The organism is Neobacillus pocheonensis, assembly GCF_050477905.1.
GTDB classification, from domain to species: Bacteria; Bacillota; Bacilli; order Bacillales; family Cytobacillaceae; genus Neobacillus; species Neobacillus pocheonensis_A.
The window spans coordinates 1-6,087 of sequence record NZ_JBCNAD010000089.1 but is presented as its reverse complement, the minus strand read 5'-3'; the positions used below and the strand labels follow the sequence as shown (position 1 = coordinate 6,087).

6 protein-coding genes are annotated in these 6,087 nt (G+C 37.8%); 5 read left to right on the top strand and 1 reads right to left on the bottom strand.

What is annotated here, in order from left to right:
* Positions 1-170: 170 nt before the first annotated feature.
* Positions 171-974 carry a polysaccharide deacetylase family protein gene (locus tag ABES02_RS28985; RefSeq protein ID WP_430141359.1) on the bottom strand — a complete coding sequence of 268 codons (804 nt, stop codon included), beginning with the start codon at positions 972-974 and terminating at the stop codon, positions 171-173.
* A gap of 241 nt (positions 975-1,215) precedes the next feature.
* Between ABES02_RS28985 and ABES02_RS28980 the strand changes: the two genes are divergently transcribed.
* The 5 genes from ABES02_RS28980 to sigJ all read left to right on the top strand — a co-directional run bounded on the left by ABES02_RS28980 (position 1,216) and on the right by sigJ (position 5,653).
* Positions 1,216-1,671: a YrvL family regulatory protein gene (locus ABES02_RS28980; RefSeq protein WP_430141357.1), complete on the top strand. Its 456-nt coding sequence runs from the start codon at positions 1,216-1,218 to the stop codon at positions 1,669-1,671.
* A gap of 233 nt (positions 1,672-1,904) precedes the next feature.
* Positions 1,905-2,735, top strand: coding sequence for a CPBP family intramembrane glutamic endopeptidase (locus ABES02_RS28975; protein WP_430141355.1), 831 nt, complete (start codon positions 1,905-1,907; stop codon positions 2,733-2,735).
* Positions 2,736-2,960: 225 nt separating this feature from the next.
* A complete protein-coding gene (locus ABES02_RS28970) occupies positions 2,961-3,221 on the top strand; it encodes a DUF5316 domain-containing protein (protein WP_430141352.1) in 261 nt (86 codons plus the stop codon).
* A gap of 326 nt (positions 3,222-3,547) precedes the next feature.
* Positions 3,548-4,735 carry an NAD(P)/FAD-dependent oxidoreductase gene (locus tag ABES02_RS28965; RefSeq protein ID WP_430141360.1) on the top strand — a complete coding sequence of 396 codons (1,188 nt, stop codon included), beginning with the start codon at positions 3,548-3,550 and terminating at the stop codon, positions 4,733-4,735.
* Between the two features lie 57 nt (positions 4,736-4,792).
* Positions 4,793-5,653 carry an RNA polymerase sigma factor SigJ gene (gene sigJ / locus ABES02_RS28960; RefSeq protein ID WP_430141350.1) on the top strand — a complete coding sequence of 287 codons (861 nt, stop codon included), beginning with the start codon at positions 4,793-4,795 and terminating at the stop codon, positions 5,651-5,653.
* Positions 5,654-6,087: the final 434 nt, after the last annotated feature.

The following is a 6,087-nucleotide window of genomic DNA, read 5'->3' as shown; positions in this document are numbered from 1 at the left end:
ACCCTTACCTATCTGTATCAAGAAGGAATCCCTAATAGCACCAAAATAAGAATATCTTATTTTAAAGGGAATTGAGTAAAAGGAATTGATTCTATAAAGGGAGTATTAAGTAAAAAATGAGACATAAGTAAATGAAACTACACAATAGACCCATTATGCGAAAAATGCATTTAAAACATTAAATCAATGTGAGAAGATTTTTCTCTCTTTGAAGGAAAAATTTCTAAAGAGTCAGGAATTATTTGTGTCGAGCGGTAGAGCAATTCTGATACTGTTACACATTTATACCCTTTCTTGTCTAAAAAGTCCAAAATGTTATCTAATGCATTAACTGTTTGACATGTATGAGTAAATTCACTACCATGCCAATCATGAAATAGGATGATATTACCTGGCTTTACTCCTTTTGTTATATAGTTACAAATTTGATTAGAGGGTGGGTTAGCCCAATCACGAGAATCTTGATCCCATGACCATAATACGACTTCCTTACCGTTTTTTATAGCAGTTTTAATAATCATGTCATTGTAAATACCTCCTACGGGACGATAGAGTGACGGTTTAAAACCTGTAAACTTCTGTATAATTTTATCTGTTTCTTCTAATTCTGTTGTTAGTTTAGCAGAGGTAATTTTATAACCATATATATGGTGAAAAGTATGATTGGCAATTTCGTGTCCTTCTTTTACTTCCTGTTTTAAAATATCAGGAAATCTTATTACTTTATTGCCAGCTACAAAAAAGGTAGCTTTAGCATTATGTTTAGATAATATGTCAAGTATTTGAGGAGTAAACACAGGGTGAGGTCCATCATCAAAAGTAAGGGCAACTAATTTTTCCTTGGTGTTTACTTCCCAAATAACCCGCCCTGTTTTTTCATATGCCTCGCGACTTTTCGTGGATGCGAATGTATTTGTTTGATAAGAAAAAAAGGTAAATAATAAAAGAACTGTATAAAACAATATTTTTTTCATTTAAAATGCACTCCTCATTAATAATGGACTTAGTTTATGAAGTCTTTATCTGAAATATTAATGAGAAACAATTTATGAATTAATTGGGCGGGGTAAGTTGCTCAGTGGGACGAATATACAAAAGAAAAGAAGGTGCTTGTTCAAGTAACGTAAGCAGGTTAGTCAAAGAAGGTATGTTATAATGATGGGCGATAAATGTTATTAATTTGAAAGTTTACGAAAAAGGAATTGTTTCTAAATAATGAATCGTAAAAATAAAAAAAATCGATTTAGAGATTTGGATTTATTCGAAAAAGTATTGGTTTTTACAGCTATAACACTCGTGGTTGTCATTGCCATTACGTTTGTTATTGGGAGTATATTCTTTGGATTTGTAGGTCTTTTTAATTTATTTGGAGTACGATATACATCACCATACTCCCTTATAGGATTTTTGTTGTTGTTGCTTCTTTTTGGTGGTGGAGTGGATTTATGCTCTATAACTTTAATCAAGTTGTCATCTCGATATGTAACAGGTAAATATAAATTATTTGTAATACGGATGGTTATTGATTGCACATTTACTTGGCTAGCATTGCATACGGTGGATGAATATATGGATAGCATTACAATTCCATTGAAAACAGAAATCATTGCCGTTTTATTATTATTCTTTATTGAAATTGCTTTTGATAATAGAGAAAAAAATAAAAAGTAATTTTTACTTAATTGGTTTCTTCCTCAGCTAACGGGTAGCGTTAATCCAAGAAGGATTAACGCTTTTTTTATTAGGACTTATTAAGCTAAATGGCTGATTAGTGGAAGGTTTGGTCAATTTAATATAAAAAATCCCGGATAGAATACTTACCAAAAATAAACATTAACTTAATATTTAAAATATTAAATCTTAATAGGTTTAAAGTAAGATAAAAATAAAAAGGAGTAAAAGAAATGGCAATCGAGAAATATCGGCATCCAATTTTGTTCTATGGATTATCCATTGTAGTTCCGTGGATATTGTGGTTTATTGCTGCATATATCAGTCATATTGAACCCAGTAGAAATCTATATGTTATCTTAGTAAGCATTTTGGGACTTATTGGCTTATCGACTCCATTGGTCATTGCTTGTGTTTTAATACTCCCAGATTCTTACTTACGAAAGGATTTATTGAACAGGTTTTTTAATTTCAATACCATAAAACCATTTTACATTATTGTAACCTGTTTTCTTATGATCACGAGTATTCTTCTTGCACAGGCAATTTCCTTGCTTTTCGGATATAGTTCCTCACAATTTGCACTCTCAGAAAAGTCTTCATTTTCAGCAGGTATTTTTCCAGCCTGGTTTTTGCTCTTTTTTGCTCCAATACTAGAAGAATTGGCTTGGCACTCATATGGCACAGACAGCTTACGAAAACGATTTAATCTTTTCACTGTTTCTATGATTTTCGCTATTTTCTGGGCATTTTGGCATTTCCCTCTAGGTTTTATTAAAGGTTATTATCAAAGCAATCTAGTCGAAACAGGGGTAATATATTCTATAAATTTTGTGGTTAGTCTCATTCCCTTCGTTCTATTGATGAACTGGTTATACTATAAAACAGGACGAAATATTATTGTTGCAATCGTTTTTCATATTTCAGCGGGGGTTTTCAATGAATTATTTTCAACACACCCAATGAGTAAAGTCATACAAACCGTTCTTTTACTTATTTTAACTACAGTAATAGTAATAAAAAATCGGAATTTCTTTTTCAAATTAGAATATCACGAAAAATGATCTAATTTGTGAAGGATTGTATTTAAAGTAACGGGTGCGATCGTTCAAGATGAACAGTCGCTTTTTTACTAACGAAGCAGTTTACTTTTATAAGAATGGAAAATTAATGCATCAATAAAAATCCAGAAAATGTTATAATTAAAATGGAAATAAATCGAAATAAAATACAAAAAAACAGTAAGGATGTGTTACTAAATTAAGAAACTTGTTGGAGGAATTGGTATCGTGGTGGTAGCTTTCCTCATTTCAGTTTTTTTAAGCGATTTCACTTTATTGTATAAAATTACTGGAGTTGTCGGAATTATCTCACTGGTATTAAGTGCATTGTTTACTGGAGCATTCGTAGATGGGGATAGATTGGGCAGAAATTTACAATCTGAATCAAAAGAAGATAGAAAACAGAGATTTTTACTAACTAATTCTATATTATTGATTGGGCTACCGAATTTATTAATTGCAACAGTTAGCTATTTTTTAATGAAATGAATGAACAGTTACCAATGCTGTCTTTTCCTTGTGGAACTAACGGGTGCGTTAGTTCCACTAGCTAAAGTAGCAATCATAATAATTATGTTGATCTTACTCAATCGGGCGCTTTTATGGAGTAACAAAAATCCCAATTTCTCAATTTAATACTGAGAATTGGGCTTTTTTTTCTGGAATTTACTTACCGTTGTCAATTCGCATTTTGCTGGTGGTGCTATTCACAGCTAAAAATTTTAACAAAAGGTTCTCATTTGCTCATTACAGATGTCACAAATCAGATCCTTACCTCGTTATATGTACGAAGCGAAAAAAGGAGCTGAGTAATGATGAACGACTTGACATGCATAATCATCGGAGGCGGCCATGTAGGGCTTGGTGCGCTCAAAGCAATAAAGGAAAAAACTCGGAAAATGGCGAACGGACAGAGGATTCGGTTTGTTCTATTAGATAAACAGCCAGGTCATGTACGCAAAGTGCTGATGTTCCGGCCGGCCGTGGGCAAGGAAGATATTATGATTCCCTGGACCCATTATGAGTTTTTAGAAGGAGTCGAATTCGTGCAAGGGACGGTTACGTTTGTGGATAGTGGGGAAAAACAGATTCGATATAAGGATACGCAAGGAAATGATGCTCGAATTCGTTATGACCTTTTAGTCGTGGCGGTAGGTAGCGTCGTTCGGCAACCTGATTCTGATCAGGGTGGCATTTCTTTAACCGATCTGCAAACTGCGGCAGACATCCGGGAGCGCTGGCGTGCCAATCTACAGCAAGCTGTTGGTGAGACTAATCCGAAAGAACGAAAGCGACTGATGACAATCGCAGTTGCGGGGGCGGGCATCAGTGGGATTGAGACATCCGCCGAGCTGGCACTTGAGATGCAGAAAGAGGCATCATCACTAGGACTGAACCCGTCTGATATCTCTGTCTATTTACTAAGTGCACAGGAACGATTGTTCATGGAAGGACCGGAGAAAGTTGGACGAAAATTGGATCAGATACTTAGCGAATGTGGAGTGACAGTGCTTTACAACCGCAAGGTAATGCGGGAGGAAGCAGGAGTTGTGACGTTGAACAACAGCGATCGTCTGCAGGTTGGTCTATGTATATGGACGATTGGTCTGATTCCGAATCCAGCCCTTCGCACTATGGGCTTGCCACTTACTCCTGATGGCCAAGTGCTGGTGGATGAATCCTATCGCGTTCAAGGGGCTCCGGGTGTTTACAGCATTGGCGACTGTACGAGAGTCGTCGACCCGAAAACCGGCAAGGCGGATCGGATGAGGTGCGGAGAAGGTGGGTTACAGGCAGATCGACTGGGAAAAATCGTAAAGGCCGACCTGGAAGGCAGCCCCGCGCCGGTTCACAAATCGGTGATGGATTTCTTCTGCATCGGCCTTGGGGAAAATCGCGGATTGGTGTGGGGGCGTAAATGGGGATTTGATATGATTATAACGGGAAAATTTGCGTGGAAATTCAGAAATCTTGCATGGGATGCAGGCAGTAAGCTTCTATAGAAACATAGGGACCAAGATTGCTATATTTCTAACAGCCCGAAAAAGGAGAGACAACGAATGGATGAACTTTATCATCAATATAAAGCGCTGTTGTTCACATTGGCTTATCAGTTGACAGGCTCTGCAGAAGACGCGGAAGATGTGGTGCAGGATGTGTTTTTTAAGGCGTATCACGCACATCTGGAGCGTTTGGAGGAGCCAAAGGCGTATTTGTGCAAAATGGTAACCAATCGCTGTCTCGATCTGCAGAAGTCGGCGCGAAAGAGGAGGGAAGTGTACGTCGGTTCATGGCTCCCCGAACCGATTCAGACGCCGGAGGCTACGCTAGAAATGACGGTTGTACGTAGCGATCTATTGTCGTACGCTATGCTCGTACTGTTAGAGCGGTTGACGCCGACAGAACGGGTGGTTTTCGTCCTGCGTGAGGCGATGGACTTCAATTATTCCGAAATAGCTGAACTACTCGGCAAACGAGAGGCGAATTGCCGCAAGCTGATGAGTCGGGCAAGAAGCAAGATGGAAATATCCGAGGAGGAAACGGTCATGGCCGAAGCGGTCGATTCGAAATGGGTAAGCCGGTTTCTCACATCTCTCGAGGAAGGTAACGTCAATCATCTATTGTCTCTATTGACTGAGGACGTTATGTTCGTCGCCGATGGAGGCGGAAAAGCAACCGCGTTTAGGCATCCAGTTCAAATGCGTGATCGTGTAGCTCGAGTCTTGCTCAAAGGGTTCGAGGACACAGCTTTCAATTTTCAAGAAAAGGTTCACTTTGAGATTGTTCCGCTGAACGGTGAAACTGGTATATTGATTCGAACGGAAGACGAAATCGTGGCCGCTATCTTTATACAACCCCGCCGCGGAAAGATCGCTAGGATATACGCCGTTCGAAATCCAGATAAGCTGACAAGAGTTTAGGTAGTCGAACGTGGGTATGGGTTCCGTTTAAACGATGATCGTAGATTGCAAATTTATCAACAATTAGTCAACAATACGTTGTTTAGTATAGTCCGAAACAACCAGGGACTAAAACATGAAATTGTAAAGGAACCAAGGATAATAAATCAAGTACGCAAATAGCAATCAAAAAGTTTATGAAGTATTAAACTCAAAATACCTTAGAGAACAATTGAGATTATATAAGGTTAACAATCCTTATGATGAAATTGAACAATTTAAGCACATAAGAATATGTTTTAATAGTACCAATGATTGGCTTGAAGTCTTGACTGATGGCAAAATTACAATAGAACAAGAGTAATTGTTATTGAGCTAACTGGGTGTAAGAGTTAAAGAATGGGATGGCTTCGGCTATCCCATTTTCTTATTGTGCTCCCTCAGTTAGATACGAT